The organism is Streptomyces tropicalis (assembly GCF_029269835.1).
Lineage (GTDB): Bacteria > Actinomycetota > Actinomycetes > Streptomycetales > Streptomycetaceae > Streptomyces > Streptomyces tropicalis.
Genome location: NZ_JARJBB010000006.1, coordinates 53,254 through 73,541 on the forward strand (window position 1 = coordinate 53,254; position 20,288 = coordinate 73,541).

General features: G+C 73.5%; 20 protein-coding genes and 2 tRNA genes. 6 read left to right on the forward strand and 16 right to left on the reverse strand.

Features of this window, described 5'->3' with window-relative positions:
• Nucleotides 1-26: 26 nt before the first annotated feature.
• The 5 genes from pdxS to pgsA all read right to left on the reverse strand — a co-directional run bounded on the left by pdxS (nt 27) and on the right by pgsA (nt 4,607).
• Nucleotides 27-938 carry a pyridoxal 5'-phosphate synthase lyase subunit PdxS gene (gene pdxS / locus P3H78_RS14030; protein WP_276109290.1) on the reverse strand — a complete coding sequence of 304 codons (912 nt, stop codon included), beginning with the start codon at nt 936-938 and terminating at the stop codon, nt 27-29.
• A 185-nt stretch (nt 939-1,123) separates the two neighbouring features.
• Nucleotides 1,124-1,672, reverse strand: coding sequence for a LemA family protein (locus P3H78_RS14035; protein ID WP_276109291.1), 549 nt, complete (start codon nt 1,670-1,672; stop codon nt 1,124-1,126).
• A 117-nt stretch (nt 1,673-1,789) separates the two neighbouring features.
• Nucleotides 1,790-3,004, reverse strand: a complete 1,215-nt coding sequence (locus P3H78_RS14040; RefSeq protein ID WP_276109292.1) for a glycosyltransferase family 4 protein — start codon at nt 3,002-3,004, stop codon at nt 1,790-1,792.
• Entirely contained in the window at nt 3,001-3,930 is a 930-nt protein-coding gene (locus P3H78_RS14045; RefSeq protein ID WP_276109293.1) for a phosphatidylinositol mannoside acyltransferase, read from the reverse strand. Before P3H78_RS14045 ends, P3H78_RS14040 begins: the two co-directional genes overlap by 4 nt.
• Nucleotides 3,927-4,607, reverse strand: a complete 681-nt coding sequence (pgsA, locus tag P3H78_RS14050) for a phosphatidylinositol phosphate synthase (RefSeq protein ID WP_276109294.1) — start codon at nt 4,605-4,607, stop codon at nt 3,927-3,929. Before pgsA ends, P3H78_RS14045 begins: the two co-directional genes overlap by 4 nt.
• 281 nt (nt 4,608-4,888) lie before the next feature.
• Between pgsA and P3H78_RS14055 the strand changes: the two genes are divergently transcribed.
• Together P3H78_RS14055 and P3H78_RS14060 are read left to right on the forward strand one after the other, a co-directional pair.
• On the forward strand, nt 4,889-7,087 hold the full coding sequence (locus tag P3H78_RS14055; protein WP_276109295.1) for an elongation factor G-like protein EF-G2: 2,199 nt from the start codon (nt 4,889-4,891) through the stop codon (nt 7,085-7,087).
• A 249-nt stretch (nt 7,088-7,336) separates the two neighbouring features.
• On the forward strand, nt 7,337-8,938 hold the full coding sequence (locus P3H78_RS14060) for an AbeC-like domain-containing protein (protein ID WP_276109573.1): 1,602 nt from the start codon (nt 7,337-7,339) through the stop codon (nt 8,936-8,938).
• An 85-nt stretch (nt 8,939-9,023) separates the two neighbouring features.
• Here P3H78_RS14060 and P3H78_RS14065 read toward each other — a convergent pair whose 3' ends face one another.
• The 4 genes from P3H78_RS14065 to P3H78_RS14080 form a co-directional block, all read right to left on the reverse strand.
• On the reverse strand, nt 9,024-9,584 hold the full coding sequence (locus P3H78_RS14065) for an HIT family protein (RefSeq protein WP_276109296.1): 561 nt from the start codon (nt 9,582-9,584) through the stop codon (nt 9,024-9,026).
• Between the two features lie 117 nt (nt 9,585-9,701).
• Entirely contained in the window at nt 9,702-11,678 is a 1,977-nt protein-coding gene (gene thrS / locus P3H78_RS14070; RefSeq protein WP_276109297.1) for a threonine--tRNA ligase, read from the reverse strand.
• A gap of 100 nt (nt 11,679-11,778) precedes the next feature.
• Complete coding sequence (locus P3H78_RS14075; protein WP_276109298.1) at nt 11,779-13,017, reverse strand: hypothetical protein; 1,239 nt, start codon at nt 13,015-13,017, stop codon at nt 11,779-11,781.
• Nucleotides 13,014-13,580: a DUF4365 domain-containing protein gene (locus tag P3H78_RS14080; RefSeq protein ID WP_276109299.1), complete on the reverse strand. Its 567-nt coding sequence runs from the start codon at nt 13,578-13,580 to the stop codon at nt 13,014-13,016. The genes P3H78_RS14075 and P3H78_RS14080 overlap by 4 nt, the downstream gene beginning before the upstream one ends.
• A gap of 169 nt (nt 13,581-13,749) precedes the next feature.
• Here P3H78_RS14080 and P3H78_RS14085 point away from each other — a divergent pair, with 169 nt between their 5' ends.
• Nucleotides 13,750-14,472, forward strand: a complete 723-nt coding sequence (locus tag P3H78_RS14085; protein ID WP_276109300.1) for a 3'-5' exonuclease — start codon at nt 13,750-13,752, stop codon at nt 14,470-14,472.
• 85 nt (nt 14,473-14,557) lie between these two features.
• On the opposite strand, the gene P3H78_RS14090 is transcribed toward P3H78_RS14085, so the two are convergent.
• The 4 genes from P3H78_RS14090 to P3H78_RS14105 all read right to left on the reverse strand — a co-directional run bounded on the left by P3H78_RS14090 (nt 14,558) and on the right by P3H78_RS14105 (nt 16,268).
• Nucleotides 14,558-14,629 (reverse strand) — tRNA-Val (locus P3H78_RS14090).
• Nucleotides 14,630-14,668: 39 nt separating this feature from the next.
• Nucleotides 14,669-15,115, reverse strand: a complete 447-nt coding sequence (locus P3H78_RS14095) for an SRPBCC family protein (protein ID WP_276109301.1) — start codon at nt 15,113-15,115, stop codon at nt 14,669-14,671.
• A gap of 556 nt (nt 15,116-15,671) precedes the next feature.
• Nucleotides 15,672-15,743: transfer RNA gene (locus tag P3H78_RS14100), tRNA-Val, on the reverse strand.
• 72 nt (nt 15,744-15,815) lie between these two features.
• Nucleotides 15,816-16,268: a TIGR02611 family protein gene (locus P3H78_RS14105; RefSeq protein ID WP_276109302.1), complete on the reverse strand. Its 453-nt coding sequence runs from the start codon at nt 16,266-16,268 to the stop codon at nt 15,816-15,818.
• 191 nt (nt 16,269-16,459) lie between these two features.
• Here P3H78_RS14105 and P3H78_RS14110 point away from each other — a divergent pair, with 191 nt between their 5' ends.
• Together P3H78_RS14110 and P3H78_RS14115 are read left to right on the forward strand one after the other, a co-directional pair.
• Entirely contained in the window at nt 16,460-16,873 is a 414-nt protein-coding gene (locus P3H78_RS14110) for an SsgA family sporulation/cell division regulator (protein ID WP_004002642.1), read from the forward strand.
• Between the two features lie 327 nt (nt 16,874-17,200).
• Nucleotides 17,201-17,761, forward strand: a complete 561-nt coding sequence (locus P3H78_RS14115; RefSeq protein WP_276109303.1) for a CGNR zinc finger domain-containing protein — start codon at nt 17,201-17,203, stop codon at nt 17,759-17,761.
• Nucleotides 17,762-17,852: 91 nt separating this feature from the next.
• Here P3H78_RS14115 and P3H78_RS14120 read toward each other — a convergent pair whose 3' ends face one another.
• A complete protein-coding gene (locus P3H78_RS14120; protein ID WP_276109304.1) occupies nt 17,853-18,005 on the reverse strand; it encodes a hypothetical protein in 153 nt (50 codons plus the stop codon).
• Between the two features lie 161 nt (nt 18,006-18,166).
• Complete coding sequence (locus tag P3H78_RS14125) at nt 18,167-18,631, reverse strand: hypothetical protein (RefSeq protein WP_276109305.1); 465 nt, start codon at nt 18,629-18,631, stop codon at nt 18,167-18,169.
• Nucleotides 18,632-18,850: 219 nt separating this feature from the next.
• Between P3H78_RS14125 and P3H78_RS14130 the strand changes: the two genes are divergently transcribed.
• On the forward strand, nt 18,851-19,375 hold the full coding sequence (locus P3H78_RS14130; protein ID WP_276109306.1) for a DsbA family protein: 525 nt from the start codon (nt 18,851-18,853) through the stop codon (nt 19,373-19,375).
• 48 nt (nt 19,376-19,423) lie between these two features.
• On the opposite strand, the gene P3H78_RS14135 is transcribed toward P3H78_RS14130, so the two are convergent.
• A complete protein-coding gene (locus P3H78_RS14135; RefSeq protein WP_276109307.1) occupies nt 19,424-20,254 on the reverse strand; it encodes a GNAT family N-acetyltransferase in 831 nt (276 codons plus the stop codon).
• Nucleotides 20,255-20,288 lie beyond the last annotated feature (34 nt).

Consider the following 20,288-nt stretch of genomic DNA (forward strand, 5'->3'; position numbering starts at 1 on the left):
GGGTACCGGGTCCTTCACCGGGCCGACTACCAGCCGCGGTTGGCGTAGCGCTCGGCCTCGGGGAGCGTGTCGCAGTTGATGCCGACCATGGCCTCGCCGAGGTTGCGGGACGCGTCCGCGACGATCTTCGGGTCGTCGTAGAAGGTGGTGGCCTTCACGATGGCGGCGGCGCGCTTGGCCGGGTCGCCGGACTTGAAGATGCCGGAGCCGACGAAGACGCCCTCGGCGCCGAGTTGGCGCATCAGGGCGGCGTCGGCGGGGGTGGCCACACCGCCGGCGGAGAAGAGGACCACCGGGAGCTTGCCCAGCTCGGCGACCTCCTTGACCAGCTCGTACGGGGCGCGCAGGTCCTTGGCGGCGGCGTACAGCTCGTTGTTGTCGTAGCCGCGCAGCCGGGCGATCTCGTTCTTGATCTGGCGCAGGTGGCGGACCGCCTCCACGACGTTGCCGGTGCCGGCCTCGCCCTTGGAGCGGATCATCGCGGCACCCTCGGCGATGCGGCGCAGGGCCTCGCCGAGGTTGGTGGCACCGCAGACGAAGGGGGTGGTGAAGGCCCACTTGTCGGAGTGGTTGACCTCGTCGGCCGGGGTGAGGACCTCGGACTCGTCGATGTAGTCGACGCCGAGGGACTGCAGGACCTGGGCCTCGACGAAGTGGCCGATGCGGGACTTGGCCATCACCGGGATGGAGACCGCGTCGATGATGCCCTCGATCATGTCCGGGTCCGACATGCGGGCCACGCCGCCGTCCTTGCGGATGTCGGCCGGGACCCGCTCCAGGGCCATGACGGCGACGGCGCCCGCGTCCTCGGCGATCTTCGCCTGGTCCGGCGTGACGACGTCCATGATCACGCCGCCCTTGAGCTGCTCGGCCATGCCGCGCTTCACGCGGGCGGTGCCGGTCTCGGGGGTCTGGGCGGCGTCGGGTGTGGTGGACACGGGTGACCTCACTGGGTGAAGAGGGTGTTGTGCTGGACCGAGACAACGCGAATGGACCAGGCCACCGCAAGGGCCAATGACAACCCGGTGGATCCTTTTCGCCCGCGCGCCCCGCACGGTTCCGGCCCCGGGAGCGCCGCCGGGAACCGCCCCGGGGCCCTCCGGCCGTCGTTCGGGACGGTCGCTCAGGCCGCCGCCGTGCGCTCCGTGAGAGCCGCGGGGGGCTCGTCGTCCATCTCGAAGGCCATGGGGAACGGGGCGTGGCCGGCGAGCCGGAACCAGCGGACCTTGCGGTGCTCCCGCAGCCGGCGGGCCGCGCCCACCGCGTCGTTGTGGAAGCGGCGGGCCATCGGCACCCGGCGCACCGCCTCGGCGAGTTCGCGGGCCGCGTCCTCTCCCCCGGGCGCCCCGCGGACCTCGTCCACCTGCTGGGCCTCCGCGAAGACCGCGCGCAGCGCCTGGGTCAGTTCGCTCTCCGCGACCTCCCGCTGGTCCTCCTCGGCCTGCCGGGCGGCGTGCGCGGCCTCGTACAGGACGATGGACGCGGCCGGGTCGAGCACGCCGGAGGTCGCCAGTTCCTGGGTGACGGAGGCGCGGCGCACCAACTGGGCGTCGAGCGCGGCCCGGGCGGCGTCGATGCGGGCGTGCAGCCGGTCCAGCCGGCCCGCCGTCCAGCTCAGGTACAGGCCGACGGCGACGAGCGCGACGAGGATCCAGATGAGGGTTGCGGTCACGGGCGGCAAGGCTACCGGGGCGAGCACCGGGCCCGTGCCCGGCGGTGAGGACCCGCCCGCCGGTCCGAACCGGGTTCGGGCGCCCCCCGGCGGACCCCGGACCCGGGGCCCGGGAGATCAGTCCCGGGCCAGGCCCAGCCGGGCCCGCAGACCCGTGGCGCGGTCGTCGGCGGCGACCGCCGCCGCGCCGGCCGTCACCGTCTCGTACACCGACAGGATGTCCGCGCCGACCGTGGACCAGTCGAAGCGCCGCACGTGGGCGCTGCCGCGCTCGCCCAGCTCCGCCCGCCGGGCGGGGTCGGCCAGCAGCCGCACGGCCGCGTCGGCGAGCGCGCCGGCGTCCCCGTTGGCGAACAGCTCGCCCGCCGCTCCCTGGTCCAGCACCTGGGCGAAGGCGTCCAGGTCGGAGGCGAGCACCGGGGCGCCCGCCGACATGGCCTCCACCAGGATGATCCCGAAGCTCTCGCCGCCGGTGTTCGGCGCCACGTAGAGGTCGATGCTGCGCAGGAAGCGCGCCTTGTCCTCGTCGCTGACCATGCCGAGGAACTCCACGCGCGAGCGCAGCTCGGCGGGCAGGGTGCGCACCGCCTCCTCCTCGTCGCCGCGCCCGGCCACCAGCAGCCGGGTGCCGGGGCGGGCGGCGAGGATCCTCGGCAGCGCCCGCATCAGCACCGGCAGTCCCTTGCGGGGTTCGTCGATGCGCCCGATGAAGCCGATCGTGGCGTCGGCCGCGCCGTCGTCGACGGGGCCGCCGGCCGCACACCGCGCCCGGCCCGACTGCCACTCGGCCTTCGGTTCGGCCTTGGCGAAGAAGTCGACGTCGACGCCGTTGGGGATGACCACCGCGTCCCCGCCCAGGTGCTCCACGAGGGTGCGGCGGGCGTACTCGCTGACCGCGATCCGCGCACTGATCTTCTCCAGCGCGGCCTGCAGGATCGAGTAGGCGGCGATCATCGCACGGGAGCGCGGGTTGGAGGTGTGGAAGGTGGCCACGATCGGGCCCTGGGCCGCCCAGCAGGTCAGCAGGCCGAGGGAGGGCGAGGTCGGCTCGTGGATGTGGATGACGTCGAAGGCCCCGTCGTGCAGCCAGCGCCGGACCCGGGCCGCGGACAGGAAGCCGAAGTTGAGCCGGGCCACGGAGCCGTTGTACGGGACCGGGACCGCGCGGCCCGCGGAGACGACGTAGGGCGGCAGCGGGGTGTCGTCGTCGGCGGGGGCGAGCACCGACACCTCGTGCCCGAGGCCGGTGAAGTACTCGGCCAGGTCCCGGATGTGGAACTGGACGCCGCCCGGGACATCCCAGGAGTAGGGGCAGACGATGCCGATCCTCACGAGGCTGCCTTCCCGGGATTTCCAGGATCCCTCGCGGGATCGAGGTCGGCGAGCCAGAGCCGCTGGAGCATGTGCCAGTCCTCCGGGTGGTCGGCGATGCCGGTGGCGAAGGCGTCGGCCAGCGCCTGGGTCATGACGGACGTCCGCTCGGCGCGCGTCCCGCTCGCGGGCACCTCGACCGGCGGGTGGATCCGGCCGCGCAGGACGGGCGAGTCGTCGTACCAGAGTGTGACCGGCAGCAGCAGGGCGCCCGTCTGCTGCGCCAGCAGGGCCGGTCCGGCGGGCATCCGCGCGGTCTCGCCGAAGAAGGTCACCTCGACGCCGGAGGCGGACAGGTCGCGGTCGGCGACCAGGCAGACCAGGCCGCCGTCGCGCAGCCTGCGGGCCAGGGTGCCGAAGGCGGAGCCGCCGCTGTGCGGCAGGACCTCCATGCCGAGGCCCTCGCGGTAGGCGACGAAGCGGTCGTACAGCGACTCCGGCTTCAGGCGCTCGGCGACCGTGGTGAAGGGCACCCCGAGCCGGGTGGTGACCCAGGCGCCGGCCAGGTCCCAGTTGGCCAGGTGCGGCAGGGCGAGGACGACGCCCCGGCCGGAGGCCAGGCCGTCGGTGAGGTGGTGCAGGTCCTTGCACTCGAACCCGGTGCCGATCCGCTCCGCGCTCCACGCGGGCAGCCGGAAGGACTCCATCCAGTAGCGCAGGTAGGACCGCATGCCCGCACGGGACAGCTCGGCCAGGCGCTCGGGGGTGGCGTCGGGCACCACGCGCGCGTAGTTGGACTCCAGGCGCAGCACGCCCTTGCCGCGCTGCTTCCAGGCTAGGTCGGCGAGGGAGCGTCCGAGGCGGACGGCGACCGGCTCGGGCAGCGTCTTCACCGTGCTCCAGCCGGCTCCGTACGCCAGGTCGGTCAGCCGGTCCCGCACGCTCACGAGGCCTCGCTCCCGTGGGAGGCGCCCTCGGGCCGGTCGTGGGCGGCGGCCTCCGCCTCGGCGGACTCCCGCCGGACGGTGACCACCCGCTGGACCAGCGTGACGAGGCTGCCGACGGCGACGATCCACAGGGCGACCGGCAGCAGGTACTGGATGCCGGGCACCCCGAACGCGTGCAGTCCGGCGAGCCCGGCCGCGACCAGCGAGATCACCAGCCGCTCGGCCCGCTCCACCAGGCCGTTGACGGCGACCGGCAGGCCGATCGACTCGCCGCGGGCCTTGGTGTAGGACACCACCTGGCCGCTCGCCAGGCAGAAGATCGACACCGCGCACAGGGTGTTGTCGTCGCCGTGGCCCGCGTACCACAGGGCGAACCCGCCGAAGATCGCGCCGTCGGCGACCCGGTCGAGCGTGGAGTCGAGGAAGGCGCCCCAGCGGCTGGAGCGGCCCAGCTGGCGGGCCATGTTTCCGTCGACGAGATCGGAGAACACGAACAGCGTGATCACGACCGTGCCCCAGAAGAACTCGCCCCGGGGGTAGAAGACCAGCGCGCCGGCGACCACCCCTGCCGTGCCGATGAGCGTCACCGTGTCGGGGCTGACGCCCCTGCGGATGAGAAACGCGGCGAACGGCGTGAGGACACGCGTGAAGAAAGCACGCGCGTACTTGTTCAGCATGGCCTGCCCAAGGGTCGGTGTCGCGGGCGGCCCCTGCTGGCCACCGGCTGGCCCATCGTAGCCACGCGCGCGCGGGGGCGACGGCCGGGCACCCGCGGCCCCGCCCCCGGATCGGGCCCGTGGCGGGCCGGCCCGGGCGGGAGGCGGGATCGGGTCCCTCGTATGGACGCGGCGTGACGGGAGTGGAAAGCTCGAAGGACCGCGGGCGTCCCGGAGCCGCCAGTGGGCGGTCCCGCGTGTCCGCGCCCACAGTGACCTCACCGTGCACGGGAGGCAGGACCATGGGCGACAAGGCGCACACACATCCCGGAGCCGCCGGCAGGGCAGAGGCGGCCGACCACCCCGCGTCCATACGGAATGTGGTGCTGGTCGGCCACTCCGGTTCGGGCAAGACGACTCTGGTGGAGGCGCTCGCGCTGACGGCGGGAGCGGTGAACCGGGCGGGCCGCGTGGAGGACGGCGGCACCGTCTCCGACCACGACGACATCGAGCACCGGCAGCAGCGGTCGGTACAGCTCTCCCTGGTGCCCGTCGAATGGGACGGCATCAAGATCAATCTTCTGGACACCCCCGGCTATGCCGACTTCGTCGGGGAGCTGAGGGCCGGTCTGCGGGCGGCGGACGCGGCCCTCTTCGTCGTCTCGGCCTCGGACGGCGTCGACGGGGCCACCCGCGTGGTGTGGGAGGAGTGCGCGGCCGTCGGCATGCCGCGCGCCATCGTCGTCACGCACCTGGAGGCCGCCCGCGCGGACTTCGAGGAGATGACGCGGGTGTGCGCCGAGGCCTTCGGCGGCGACGACCCCGACGCCGTGCTGCCGCTGTACCTGCCGTTGCACGGGCCGCAGGGCCCCGACGGGCACGCGCCGGTGACCGGCCTGACCGGGCTGCTGACGCAGAAGCTGTTCGACTACGCCTCGGGCGAGCGCAAGGAGTCCGAGCCGGGCGAGGACCAGCTGCCGCAGATCGAGGAGCACCGCAACCGGCTCATCGAGGGCATCATCTCGGAGAGCGAGGACGAGACGCTGATGGACCGCTACGTCGGCGGCGAGTCCATCGACCTGAAGACGCTGGTGCAGGACCTGGAGCGGGCCGTCGCCCGCGGGGTCTTCTTCCCGGTGCTGGCCGCCGCGCCCGCCGCCGAGGGGGCCCGGCAGGGCCTCGGCACGGTCGAGCTGCTGGAGCTGATCACCGGGGGCTTCCCGACCCCGCCGGAGCGCGAGGCGCCCCGGGTGACCACACCGGACGGCGCGGCCCGCGAGCTCCGGGCGTGCGACCCGCAGGGCCCCCTGGTCGCGGAGGTCGTGAAGACCGCCTCCGACCCCTACGTCGGACGGATCTCCCTGGTCCGGGTCTTCTCCGGCACCCTGCGCCCGGACGAGACGGTGCACGTCTCCGGGCACGGGCTGGCCGACCGCGGCCACGAGGACCACGACGTCGACGAGCGCGTGGGCGCCCTGTCGACGCCCTTCGGCAAGCAGCAGCGGCCGGTGGCGTTCGCCGTCGCCGGCGACCTGGCGTGCGTGGCCAAGCTGGGCCGCGCCGAGACCGGGGACACCCTCTCCGCCAAGGACGACCCGCTGCTGATGGCGCCGTGGGACATGCCCGACCCGCTGCTGCCGCTCGCCATCCAGGCGCACAGCAAGGCGGACGAGGACAAGCTCTCCCAGGGGCTGGCCCGGCTGGCGGCCGAGGACCCGACCATGCGGCTGGAGCAGAACCAGGACACGCACCAGGTGGTGCTGTGGTGCCTGGGCGAGGCGCACGCCGACGTGGCGCTGGAGCGGCTGCGCAACCGGTACGGCGTGCAGGTGGACGTCGTCCCGCACCGGGTGTCCCTGCGGGAGACCTTCGCGGGCCCGGCCTCGGGCCGCGGCCGGCACGTCAAGCAGTCCGGGGGGCACGGGCAGTACGCCATCTGCGCGATCGAGGTGGAGCCGCTGCCCGGCGGTTCGGGCATCGAGTTCGTCGACAAGGTCGTGGGCGGGGCGGTGCCGCGGCAGTTCATCCCGTCCGTGGAGAAGGGCGTACGGGCCCAGGCCGCGCGGGGGGTCGCGGCCGGGCATCCGCTGATCGACGTCCGGATCACCCTGGTCGACGGCAAGGCGCACTCAGTGGACTCCTCCGACGCCGCCTTCCAGACGGCGGGCGCGCTCGCGCTGCGGGAGGCGGCCGCGGAGGCGCGCATCCATCTGCTGGAGCCGGTCTCCGAGGTGAGCGTGCTGGTCGGCGACGACTACGTCGGCGCCGTGATGAGCGACCTGTCGGGGCGGCGCGGCCGGGTGCTGGGCACCGAGCAGACGCCGGGCGGCCGCACGCTGGTGCGCGCCGAGGTGCCCGAGATCGAGATCGGGCGGTACGCGGTCGACCTGCGGTCCCTCTCGCACGGCACCGCGCGCTTCGACCGCCGCTACGCGCGGCACGAGCCGATGCCGCCGCAGGTCGCGCAGCGGGTGCGTGCGCAGGAGGAGGAGGCCTCCTAGCGAGCGCGCCGGGCGCGCCGGGCGCACAACCGGATCACCGCGGAGCGCTTCCCTCCCAGTGGGCGGGCGGCTTCGGCCGTCCGCCCCCGTGCCGCGGTGCCTGCGGATACGCTGATGACCTGATCAACAGGTGTGCGGGGCAGGGAAGTCGGGAAGGCCGCAGGTGCAGGAGCGGCGGCGAGGGGGCGGGCGGCAGTGACGGACGGGTTCGACTTCAGTCCCGGGGCGCAGGTGCCCCTGTCGGGGTCGATGGGGCAGACGGCGGCTACCAACGCGCTCGCCTCCGCGGCCTACCGGGACGACGAGGTGGCCAAGATCCTCCAGGCGGACAACGAGTGGCACAGGTCGACGGTGAAACCACCGCGGCCCTGGGCGCGGATCCTCCGGCCCAAGCTCGGTGAGGCCTTCTCCAGGGCGGTGATCGACCGCACGCTGGGCGCCGGGCGCAAGCCGCTCATCCAGTCCTTCGGGGTGGAGCCCCAGGTGGTGGTGGAGCACTGCCTGGCGGCGCACCGCATCCGGCGGGACCGGGACAACTGGCTCGCTGCGGTGACGGTGCTGTGCGGGGTGCTCTTCCTGCCCGGGTTCCTGGTGTGGCTGGTGGTGTTCACCCTGCGCACCACGGTCGGCCGGCGGGAGGACAAGCGGGCCGGCGCCGTCGCCACCGTGCTGCTGGCCGGGGTGGGCGCGCTGGCGGTGCTGTTCCTGGTGAAGATGCCCTTCCACGGCTTCTGGGCCTGGTACGGGCGGGCGGCGGTGGTGCTGCCGGTGGTCGGCTGGTTCTGGGCCAAGCAGATCTGCGAGCGCTCGGCGCGGGACCTGCGGGAGCGCTGGGAGAGTCTGCTGTCGGGCGGCGGCCTCGGCGCCAAGGTCCCGGAGGCGGTGCCGGGCAGCCCGGGCGACGCGGCCGAGCAGGTGCGCAAGGAGCTGGCACGGCTCGGTGCCGAGCAGCGCTCCAACTCCGTCTTCTACGCCGGGCCCAAGGGCATACTCGGCATGGGCACCCGCTGGGGTTCCTGGCAGCTGGCCGAGGACCTCGTCTCCGCCGAGCCGGGCAAGGACTTCCACCCGTTCCGCAGCTGGGACGTCATCACGGCGATCCAGGGCGGCCTCGGCATGCTGGAGCGCACCCCCGTCAACACGGGCGGCTTCCCCAAGCCGTCGATCACGCACTGGATCGTCACGCCGATCGGGGAGAACGCCGACGCGGTGTCCCGGCCCAGCGGCACCGACGTGGACGCGTACACGGTGCGCACGCACGCGATACAGGACATCTGCAACAAGCAGCAGTTCGGCAGCGGCGACCGCCACTACCTCGGCGTCCAGTGGACGCTGTGGGACGGCCACCTGGTGATCACCATGCTGATCACGGTGACGGTGCTGCACGACACCCTGCGCATCGAGGTCACCGGGCACGCCCTGGGTCCGGTCAACCCGCTGTTCAACGAGAAGCCCGCGGCGAGGGAGAAGGAGGTGCAGAAGGCCCTGCGGTTCTGGGAGACCCGCAAGGTCAAGCTGCCCCTGGTCGACGCCGACGAGGTGGTCCGGCTCGCCGCGCGCGCCCCGCTGACCTGGTACCCGCCGGTGCTGAACTGGCTCGGCGGCGGTCTGACGCTGCCGGAGCCCTTCGGTCTGCGGCACGCGTGGGCGGACCAGCCCTGGCGCCACCGCTTCATGGCCGACGACGCGCTGCGCGCCGCGACGCCGGTGCTGCGGGTGGTGCACGCGGCGGCGCTCAGGACGCTCCGCGAGAACGGCGTGGACGTGGAGAAGTTCGGCTCCCGGTCGGCGGTGCTGAGCGGAACGGTCCAGGACGTGGCACCGAAGAAGGCCGACGTCTACGACGCGTAGCCGGCCGCGCGTGGGCCGCCGTCCCGGGACCGGGGCGGCGGCCCGTGCGCGGGCGCCGGGGTGCCGTGGCGCCGGGTTCGGACGGTCAGGCCGTGGGCCAGGCCTCCGCCAGCATCTTCCGTGTGTCGGCGAGCAGTTGGGGCAGCACCTTGGTGTGGCCGACGACCGGCATGAAGTTCGTGTCGCCGCCCCAGCGGGGCACGATGTGCTGGTGCAGATGGGCGGCGATGCCGGCGCCGGCGACCGTGCCCTGGTTCATGCCGATGTTGAAGCCGTGGGCGCCGGAGGCGGCGCGCAGGGCCTGCATGGCCTGCTTGGTCAGCTCCGCCAGCTCGGCGGTCTCCGCCGTGGTCAGATCGGTGTAGTCGGCGACGTGGCGGTAGGGCACCGTCATCAGGTGACCGCCGTTGTACGGGTAGAGGTTGAGCACCGCGTACACCAGCTCGCCGCGGCGGACGATCAGGCCGTCCTCGTCGGACTGGGCCGGGATGGAGCAGAAGGGGCAGCCGTCGCCGGCGCCCGGGCCGCTCGGCTTGTTCTCGCCCTGGATGTAGGCCATCCGGTGGGGCGTCCACAGGCGCTGGAACGCGTCCTGCGTCCCCACTCCGATCTGCTGCTCCGGCTCACTCGTCATGCAACGCAGCATATGGCTTCGCCCCCGGGTCCCGGGCGGCCGGGGCGACGGACGGCGGGAGCCCCCGCGGGAGGGGGCTCCCGCGGGGGCTCGGACGTTCCGTGCGGCGGCCCGGCCGGGCCGCCGCGCTCAGACCTGGGCCCGGTCCTCGACCACCTGGGCGATCTTGACGATGGCCTCGTCGAACGGGATGCCGTTCTCCTGGGAGCCGTCGCGGTAGCGGAAGGAGACGGCGTTGTTGGCCATGTCCTCGTCGCCCGCGATGACCATGAACGGCACCTTCTGCTTCTGGGCGTTGCGGATCTTCTTCTGCATCCGGTCCGAGGAGGAGTCGACCTCCACCCGCAGGCCCTTGCGCCGGGCGGCCGCGGTGAACTTCTCCAGGTAGCCCACGTGCGCGTCGCCGATCGGGATGCCGATGGCCTGCACCGGGGCGAGCCACGCCGGGAAGGCGCCCGCGTAGTGCTCCAGGAGCACCGCGAAGAAGCGCTCGATGGAGCCGAACAGGGCTCGGTGGATCATGACCGGGCGCTGCTTGACGCCGTCCGGGCCGGTGTACTCCAGGTCGAAGCGCTCGGGCAGGTTGAAGTCGAGCTGGATGGTCGACATCTGCCAGGTGCGGCCGATCGCATCCTTGGTCTGGACGGAGATCTTCGGGCCGTAGAAGGCGGCGCCGCCCGGGTCGGGCACCAGGGGCAGGCCCTGCTTCTCGGCGACCTGGCGCAGCGTCTCGGTCGCCTCCTCCCAGACCTCGTCGGAGCCGACGAACTTCTCCGGGTCCTTGGTGGACAGCTCCAGGTAGAAGTCGGTCAGGCCGTAGTCGCGCAGCAGGCCGAGGACGAAGGTGAGCGTCTTGTCGAGCTCCTCGGACATCTGCTCGCGGGTGCAGTAGATGTGCGCGTCGTCCTGGGTGAAGCCGCGGGCCCGGGTCAGGCCGTGCACGACGCCCGACTTCTCGTACCGGTACACGGTCCCGAACTCGAAGAGGCGCAGCGGCAGTTCACGGTACGAGCGGCCGCGTGCGTCGAAGATCAGGTTGTGCATCGGGCAGTTCATGGGCTTGAGGTAGTAGTCCACGCCCTCGTCGAGCTGCATGGGCGGGTACATGCCGTCGGCGTACCAGTCCAGGTGGCCCGAGGTCTCGAAGAGCTTCCCCTTGGTCGCGTGCGGGGTGTAGACGAACTCGTAGCCCTCCTCCTCGTGGCGGCGGCGCGAGTAGTCCTCCATCACGCGGCGGACGATGCCGCCCTTGGGGTGGAAGACGGCGAGTCCGGAGCCGATCTGCTCGGGGATGGAGAAGAGGTCGAGCTCGCTGCCCAGCTTGCGGTGGTCGCGCTTCTCGGCCTCGGCGAGGAAGTCGAGGTGGGCCTTCAGCTCGTCCTTGGACGGCCAGGCGGTGCCGTAGATGCGCTGGAGCATGGGGTTCTTCTCGCTGCCGCGCCAGTAGGCGGCCGCGTTGCGCATCAGCTTGAACGCCGGGATGAGACGGGTGGAGGGCAGGTGCGGACCGCGGCAGAGGTCCTTCCAGCACAGCTCGCCGGTCTTGGCGTCCAGGTTGTCGTAGATCGTCAGCTCGCCGGCGCCGACCTCGACGTCCGCGCCGTCGTCGGAGGAGGCCGAGCCCTTGAGGCCGATCAGCTCCAGCTTGTACGGCTCGTCCGCCAGCTCCTCGCGGGCCGCCTCGTCGGTGACGACGCGGCGGGAGAAGCGCTGCCCGCGCTTCTGGATCTCCTGCATCTTCTTCTCGACGGCCTTGAGGTCCTCGGGCGTGAACGGCTTCTCGACCTCGAAGTCGTAGTAGAAGCCGTCCTTCACGGGCGGGCCGATACCCAGCTTGGCCTCGGGGAAGAGCTCCTGCACGGCCTGGGCCATCACGTGCGCGGTGGAGTGGCGCAGGATGTTGAGCCCGTCCTCGGAGGAGATCCCGACCCCCTCGACGGTCTCGCCGTCGGCGAGCACGTGGCCGAGGTCCCTGAGCTCGCCGGCCACGCGCGCGGCGATGATCGAGCGCTCGCCGGCGAAGAGGTCCGCGGCCGTAGTGCCCGTCGTCACCACGCGCTCTTCCCGCTCGGAATCGCGTTGGATGATCACACGGACGTCTGACACCGGTCTCTCCTGACTGAAGGCGGGGTGCGGCGCCATACCGGGAGCGCGCGCATGACGGGATCGTACCGAGCCGGGGCCGCCGACCGCGAAACGGTCACCCTCAGTCCTCCCCCGGGCACGCCTCCCCGAAGTAGTCGGCGTCCTCGACGTCGTCCGTGCCTTCCTGCACGGACTTCATCAGGCGGTCCCGCTCCTCGTCGTCCACCTGCACCGGTACGACGCCCGACGCGCCGGTGAGGCGGCGGAAGCCGCCCCGGCTCTCCAGCCGCCCGTCCACCCGCACCGGCAGCCCGACCAGGTGGGCGTGCCCGGCGATCCGGTAGTCCTCCTCGCCCAGGGTCACCCGGACGTGCGGCACCTCGGCGCCGGAGATCACCCGGAGCCGAACGGCGCCCTCGCCGCGCGGCCCGGGACGGCGCATCCGCAGCACCGCGCCGGTGATCCGCACCGGCACGGACGGCTCCTCACGCAGGTAGCGGGCGCCGGCCTCGCGGAGCACGGGCAGGTCGCCCGGGGAGAACTCGACCGGTTCGGCGGCGGCCGCGCAGTCCGCGGGGACGCCGGCGGCGGGCGCCCACTCGACGGCGATGCGGGCGCCCTCGGCTCCGCGCACCAGGGCGACGAGGGACTCGGTGAACTCGCGGCTGGCGCCCGCCCCGACGGCGCTGTCGAAGGCGTCCATGCCGCCGGCCGCCCGCTGGTAGTCGATGGCCTCGCGCACCGCGTACAGGGCCTGGTGCAGCCGCACCGCGAGCGGGCGCCCGGTGCCCGCGGGGACGAACGCGGTCAGCCGGCGGCCGTCGGCCGCGGAGCCCACGAGGACGTGTTCCAGGACGGCGGCGGCCGATCTGCGGTGCCGGGCGCCGTGGTATCCGGCCCGGGCGCGGGTGGCGAGGGCGGCGGCGAGCAGCATCCCGCGGGCCGCGGAGCGCAGCCGCTCCTCCACGGTCCAGGGCGCGGCGTCCCCGGGGCCGGTGGGTGCGTCCCGCCACCAGCGGATCTCGTCGCTGGGCACGGCGAGGGAGAGCAGCACCTCGCGCGCCGCGGGCGTGCCGCTGCGGGACAGGGCGTCGAGCGCCTCGCCGAGCAGGTCGTCGCTGTCGGGGAAGGCACGGCTCTCGGGCACCAGCAGGCTCGTCGTGCCGCCGCCGGGGCCGGGCGGGGTCCAGCGCCCGTAGCGTCCGGGAGCCCCGCCGCGCCGCTGCCAGCCGTGCCGGTGCAGCAGCGTGCCGAGGACGGCGGGGTCGACGTCGGCGGGCTCGGGGGGACGGGCGCCGGAGGGGCCGACGGGGTGCGGCAGCACCGGTCGCAGCGGCTCGCCGAGGGGGCGGTGCGTCATGGTCTGCCTCCCGTCCCGACCCGCGTCATGATCTCGCACAGCGCGCGGTCGTCGAAGATGCGCGAGGTCGGTATCCGCACGGTGGTGCGGTGCCGGCCGGTGACGGGGTGGCCGGCCAGGTTGACCCAGTAGCAGCAGTGCCGCAGGTCGAGCCGGTCGTGTCCGGCCCGCAGCCACTGCTCCTGCGAGCGCGGGACGATCATCACGACCAGGATCTTGTGCACCGAGACCGGGGTGCGGGCCAGCTTCGCCAGGTGGGTGTTGTCGAGCGTGAAGGAGAAGGACGGGCCCGGCGGCCGGGGCGCGAGCTGGTAGGTGCACTTCAGCTGCACCTTGATGGTCACCTCGTCGTCGACGGTGTGCCCGGGGGCGCTGTGACTGACGTGCCAGTCGATGCCGTTGTCCAGAAAGGGCTGGGACAGGGAGCAGCCGGCGGCCGCGGCCACCGCGTGCAGATAGCCGACCTGGAGGGTCTCCATGCACGCGGTGGTGGCGAGGGTGCCGCGCAGGGGACCCGTCCGCTCGGGCAGCAGCCCGCCCCGCTCGGGCTGCGCAATCGCCATGGCCAACAGCCTTCCGCGCCGTAGGGATACCTGCCGCGGGCCGCTGAACTGCAAAGACCCGTACTCCTGTTGTGTCCTTCCGGCGTACGGCGCAAACAGCCCGGGTATCACCAAACGGGGCAGAAGACGGTGCGTCAGCTGCCGTGGGTGAACGAGGAGTTGTGGGCGTATGACGTGGTACGAGGGGCCTCTGGCCGCCTTCGACACCGAGACGACGGGCGTCGACGTCGAGACCGACCGGATCGTGTCGGCCGCCGTCGTCGTCCAGGACGCGCCGGGCGGCCGGCCGCGGGTGGCGCGCTGGCTGGTGAACCCGGGCGTGCCGGTGCCGCCGGCCGCCACGGACGTGCACGGGCTGACGGACGGGCATCTGCAGCGCAACGGCCGCTGGCCGGCTCCGGTGATGTACGAGATAGCCGAGGAGCTGGCGGAGCACGCGGCCCGCGGCCGTCCGCTGGTGGTGATGAACGCGCCGTTCGACCTGACGCTGCTGGACCGGGAGTTGCGCCGCCACCGCGCGTCCTCGCTGGACCGCTGGTTCGAGGCGTCGCCGCTGCGGGTGCTGGATCCGCGGGTGCTGGACAAGCACCTCGACCGGTACCGCAAGGGCCGCCGCACCCTGACCGATCTCTGCGCGCACTACGAGGTCGCGCTGGACGGGGCGCACGAGGCGGGGGCGGACGCGCTGGCCGCGCTGGAGGTGGTGCGCGCCCTCGGCCGGCGTTTCGCGACCCGGCTGGAGCGGCTCACCCCGGGGGAGCTGCACGTCCTGCAGACCGGCTGGCACGCCGCCCAGGCGCGCGGCCTTCAGGCGTGGTTCGCGCGCAGCGGGTCGGAGGAGTCGGTGGATCCGTCGTGGCCGCTGCGGCCGGAGCTGACGGCGGCGGCGTAGACCGCCACCGGCGGGACCGGCGACGGCTCCGGGCCACGGCACGGCATGCACAAAGGCCGGTCCGCGAGGGACCGGCCTTTCCCGGTGGGCGATACTGGGTTCGAACCAGTGACCTCTTCGGTGTGAACGAAGCGCTCTCCCACTGAGCTAATCGCCCGGGAACGCACTGAACAATACAGGTCCCCACGGGCTTCCTTCAAACCGTCCGCAGCCGGGCGGCCAGCCCGCGGCGGCCGGACGCCATCATCAGCCGGTGGTTGAGCCGGAGGAAGGGACGCCCGGGCACCGCGAGCCGGCGCAGCAGCGGCCGCGTCACGTCGACGACCTGGTCGTAGCGGGCGAGGGTGCCCCTTCCTCCGGCCGCGACCGTCCACCGCGACCAGCCCACGAGGTCGCCGGAGAGCGCCGCCTGCAGCACACCCGCCGCCGGATCGCGCAGCGTCTGCTCCGCGGTGACCACCAGCTCGTAGGGAAGCAGTGCACGCACCCGGAGGATCCCGCTCTCGGCGCCGGCGCGCCGCACCTCCCGCACCTGGGGCCACCACGCCGGGTACTCCTCGACCTGTTCCAGTGCGGCGTACACGGCATCGGGCGGGGCGGGCAGGTCCCACAGGCTGAGGAAGCGGTACCGGTTCCAGTCCATGGGGCGAGTGTGCCGGGCCGCGGCGCCGCGCGGGAGCCGTGTGCGCCGTCGCGCGGTGCGGACGCCCTTCCGCCGGGCCCGGGCGGCGTACGAGTGCGGGGAAGGGGCATCCGGGAGGGACGTGCGCGTCTCCGGTCCGTGCGGCCGGCCGTTTCCGCTCGGCGCGGGTTGTCCGGAAGAAATGTGACGGTGTTTCGGAATACGCCGCGGGGATTTTCCGGCCGATGCCCGCGGCGGGACTTCACGGAGGAATGGGCGCGGCTCCGGAAGTCCGGTGCGCTCCGATCTTCGGGCACTTCTTCCCGGAGCGCGCACAATGCCCGGACCGTTCTTCCCGGACCGCCCGGAGCCCCCGTCATGTAACGGATCGTCACCGTCCGGTTCGATGCTCCCCCTTCGCGCCCCGGGCCGTCGGGCGCTCCGGGGCGCTCCGGTCCCGGGCCCGCGCGTGCCGCAGGGATGCCGTCGGGCCGGTCGCGCCGGACCGGCGCGACCGGAGGTCCGCACATACGACGGCGGCCCGTCTGCCGAATCGCAGACGGGCCGCCGTGCCGGGTGGGCGATACTGGGTTCGAACCAGTGACCTCTTCGGTGTGAACGAAGCGCTCTCCCACTGAGCTAATCGCCCGGGCGCAGGAAGAACATTACCCCATGTCAGGGGGTGGCCCGGACCAGGTCCTCCGCACAGCGGGGACGGGCTTCACCCGCCCCGGACCCGCCACGGCATCTCCAGGCCGAACCTCGACACGTAGATGCCGCCCAGGACGGCGACGATCACCAGTCCGGTCGTGGTCAGGGCGATGTTGCGGCGGCGCACCCGGGGGTCCAGCGCGCGCCGGGCCGCCTCCGTGACCTTGCGCCGGGTCCAGCGGAGCACGAGCTGGGCCCACACGAACTCGGTCGCCCAGATCGCCATGCCGGCGAAGATCACCACCCAGCCGGGACCGGGGAGCGGGAGCATCACGACACCGGCGGCGACCACCGCGAGGCCGACGACGAAGATCCCGGCCTGCCAGCTCAGGTGCAGCACCCGGCGTGACCGGACGAACACGGGCGCCCGGGACCCCAGCCCCCGCCGGTCCTGCGCCCCGTCCGCCCCCGGGCCGCCCGGCGTCGCGGCTCCGCGGCCCGGTTCGTCACTCCCCGTATTCATACACGGGAACCCTACCGGAGAGAAACATGTCACCGGAATGGTGGTACCGCGCGAACGGGTTCTCGGCCGGAAGAGTTACCTAAAGCCAGGCAAAACACTCAGAGGGGTTTACAACGGCACCGTAGGTGGCATGTCGATTTCGCCGACGTGCGAATCCCCGAGCGCACACTGAGCGAAAGGCCCTGGCGCTTATGAACACCACGGTCAGCTGCGAGCTGCACCTGCGCCTCGTTGTGTCGAGCGAGTCCTCCCTGCCTGTCCCCGCAGGACTGCGGTACGACACGGCCGACCCCTACGCCGTGCACGCCACCTTCCACACCGGAGCCGAGGAGACCGTCGAGTGGGTGTTCGCCCGCGACCTCCTCGCCGAAGGGCTTCACCGCCCCACGGGCACCGGCGACGTCCGCGTCTGGCCGTCGCGCAGTCACGGTCAGGGCGTCGTCTGCATCGCCCTGAGCTCCCCGGAGGGCGAAGCCCTGCTCGAGGCCCCTGCGCGGGCCCTGGAGTCCTTCCTGAAGCGGACGGACGCGGCCGTGCCCCCGGGCACGGAACACCGGCACTTCGATCTCGATCAGGAGCTCTCCCACATCCTCGCGGAAAGCTAGCCCGACCCGTCGAGGCCCCAGGCCGCCCGGCGCCGTCCACTCGGGGAGACGGCTCGGGCCAGGACAACCGCACAGGACGCGCCGGTACCGCTCCCCCGGCCGGGGGGCGGTGCCGGTGCGCTCGCGCGCGAGGAGGGCCGCGCCCGGGCCCCCCGGCGGCATGACGCTGCGTGACCGGGAGCGGAGCGGGGCGGGAACCACGGGCGGCGGCCCTGCGTTGGAATCGGCGAGCGCCGGTGCGTGCGGCCGGGTCCGGCGGCTCCTGGAGCCGCTACGATCTGCCCGCGTCGGCGGGCGTGTGCCCGATCTCCAGGCAGGGAGCGAAACGTGCTGATCACCCACGACACCCGGTGCGCCCTGGACACCGTGGTGGATCTGGTGAACACCGCCCCGGAGGACGACGCGGCTCCGGACGGACTGGCGGGCCTGCCGGCCCTCGAGGAGTTCGTGCGCACCCACCGCATGAGCGACGTGGGGACGCTCTCGGACTTCGACCTCTCGGCGGTGCGCCGGATCCGGGCGCGGTTCGCGGGGATCTTCTCCGCCCCGGACAGCCGGACCGCCGCCGGGATGATCAACGAACTGGTCGCCGCCGCGGGCACCACCCCCCGGCTGACCGACCACGACGGCTACGACTGGCACGTGCACTACTTCGCCCCGGGCGCCTCGGTCGCCGACCACCTGGCCGCCGACTGCGGCATGGCGCTCGCGTTCTTCGTGGTCGCCGGGGAGCGGGAGCGGCTGCGGCGCTGCGAGGCCCCGGACTGCCGGCGCGCCTTCGTGGACCTCTCGCGCAACCGCTCTCGGCGGTACTGCGACAGCCGCACCTGCGGCAACCGGCTGCACGTGGCGGCGTACCGGGCGCGGCGCAAGGAGGCGGCGGGCTGACGTCCGCGGACCCCGGGACCGGCGCGTTCCCGGACGGCGCGGGGGCGGGTCGTGGTCCCCGGCGGGTGACGCCGAGGACCCACGGTACGGCTCACGGCAGCAGCAGGTCGTGCAGCGAAGCCATGAGCAGCAGACACCCGATCACCGCCAGGAAGATCATCAGCGGCGGCTGGGATAGGGCGAAGAGGCACCCGCGCTGCTCGTCCTTCTCAGGCGCGGCCTCGCTCTGTGTCGTGTCCACCATCTCGCGGTGATGATGACGCAGCCGGCGCCCGTGGCGCGATCAACACACACGGAAGGTACGGGAGTTCGCCGTATTCCGTGATCTTCGGTTCGCTTTGGTTCTGATCTTGAGCACTTGCCGGACCACCCCTGACGAACCGGCCGTGCCGGAGGGCGCGGCCGTCAGATGCCGTGCTTCTTGAGGATGGCCTCGATGTCGCTGAAGTCGTCCTCGCTCCGGGGCGCCGCGGCGGAACGGCCGGACGCGCCGCCGTCCCGGCTCCCGGCCGGGCCGAGGGCGGGCGCCGACGCCTCCGGGGCCGCGGCCTCCTGCCGCCCGGAGCCCTCGCGCGCGGCACGTGCCGCCGCTCTGCGCTCCTTGCGGGTGCCGCCGCGGCGGCGCTCCACGGCCCGGGTCGCGGCGAAGAGCCCCCAGGCGACGGCGAGCAGCACGAACCCGGCCCAGGCGGTGGGGCGGAACGCCGTGCCGGCCACCCAGCCCACGACGCCCGTCATCACCAGGGCGACCGGGATCAGGGAGTAGGCGGCGATCCGGACGGCGGCATGGAAGCGCCTGCGGTACGCGGTGACCGCGGCGATGCCCAGGCCGGCCGCGGAGACGGCGGAACAGACGGTCTCGGCAATCATGGGCGGGCCTCCTGGCGACGCGGCCGGGCGGGTGGTTTCGTCCCTTCCATCCTGCACCCCGCCCGCTCCCGGATGCCACGCTCCGGGCGCGGATCAGGGACATCTCCGGGTCGCCTCCTCCCCGGGTCCCGCACGGCGGTGGCCCCGGCCGCGCGGGCGGATCCGGTCCGGGCGGTCCCGATGGGGCCGGGCGGCCCCCCGGCTGGGAGACTGGACCCCATGAGCGACTCCTCCCCCGTACGCGCCGCCGTCCCGGTACTCGACGTCTGGTGCGAACTCCAGTGCCCGGACTGCCGCACCGCGCTGGACGACCTGCGCGCCCTGCGCGACCGCTACGGCGACCGGCTGGAGCTGCGGCTGCGGCACTTCCCGCTGGAGAAGCACAAGCACGCCTTCGCCGCCGCGCAGGCCGCCGAGGAGGCCGCCGTCCAGGGACGGATGTGGCCGTACGTGGAGGCGGTGCTCGGCCGGGTCGAGGAGCTGGACCGCGGGGGCGAGTCCTTCCTGGTCGAGGTCGCCCGCGAACTGGGCCTGGACGCCGAGGAGTTCGACACCGCCCTGATCGACGGACGGCACATCCTGATCGTCGACGCCGACCAGGCCGAGGGCAGGGCGATCGGCGTCACCGGCACGCCGACCTACGTCGTCGGCGGCGAGCGCCTGGACGGCGGCAAGAGCCAGGCGGGCCTGCGCGCGCGGATCGAGGAGATCGTGGACCGGCTGTCGGCCGGCCAGAAGGCCTGACCCCCCGGGACCGGCCCCGGCGCGGCCGTCCCGGCCGCAACCGCCCGATTACACCTGGAGCAGCGGCTTGTACAGCGCACTCAGCACGGTCGTGTAGCCGAGCGACTCGTAGAGCCGCTCGGCCGGGGTGTTGCCCGCGAACACGTTCAGCCCGAGGACCCGCCGGCCCGCGGCGACGGCCTGGGCCTCCGCGAGGAGCATCAGCGTGCGGCCGTGCCCGCGCCCGCGGTGGGCGGCGTCCACCTCGACGTCGAAGACGAACCCCCGCTCGTCGCGCCGTGCCAGCCACAGGACGCCCACCCGGGTGCCCTCGTGCTCCAGGACGCTGAAGCGGGCGTGGGCGGTGGCGAGCCCGTCGGGCAGCAACTGCTCGAGGTCGCGGCGCGCCTTGGCGCGGGCCTCGGCCTCGGGCACGCCCCGCTCGGCCCAGGTGTGCGCGTAGTGCTCCGCCTCGCTCTCCCGCCACGCGGCGAACTCCGCCTCGGTCATGGGGCGGGCGACGCTCCCCGGGGGCAGTTCGGGCGGCACCTCGCCGAGCGGCTTCTCCATGCCGCGGTTGCGCAGGACGTAGCCGAGGGTGCGGGCGAGCCGCAGCGCCTCGGGGGCGTCGGCGGGGACGACCGCCTCGATCTGCCGGCAGCCCCAGCCGCGGACGACCTCCTCCGCGGCCAGCGCGGCCACCGTGGCCCGGCCGCGGCGCCGGTCGCCCTCCTCGATGCGCAGGTCGTGGACGCGGGCCACCGTGTCGCCGAGGGACGCGGAGGTGCCGAGGTGGATCACGCCGACGGGCCTGCCGTTCACACAGACCTGGTAGCGGCGGGAGCGGGTGCCGTCGTCGCGGCGCTGAAGCGGCTCGGTCGGCCGCAGAGTCGTGGTCATCAGGGGTGTTCTACCCGGTGGGCGGTCCGGCGTC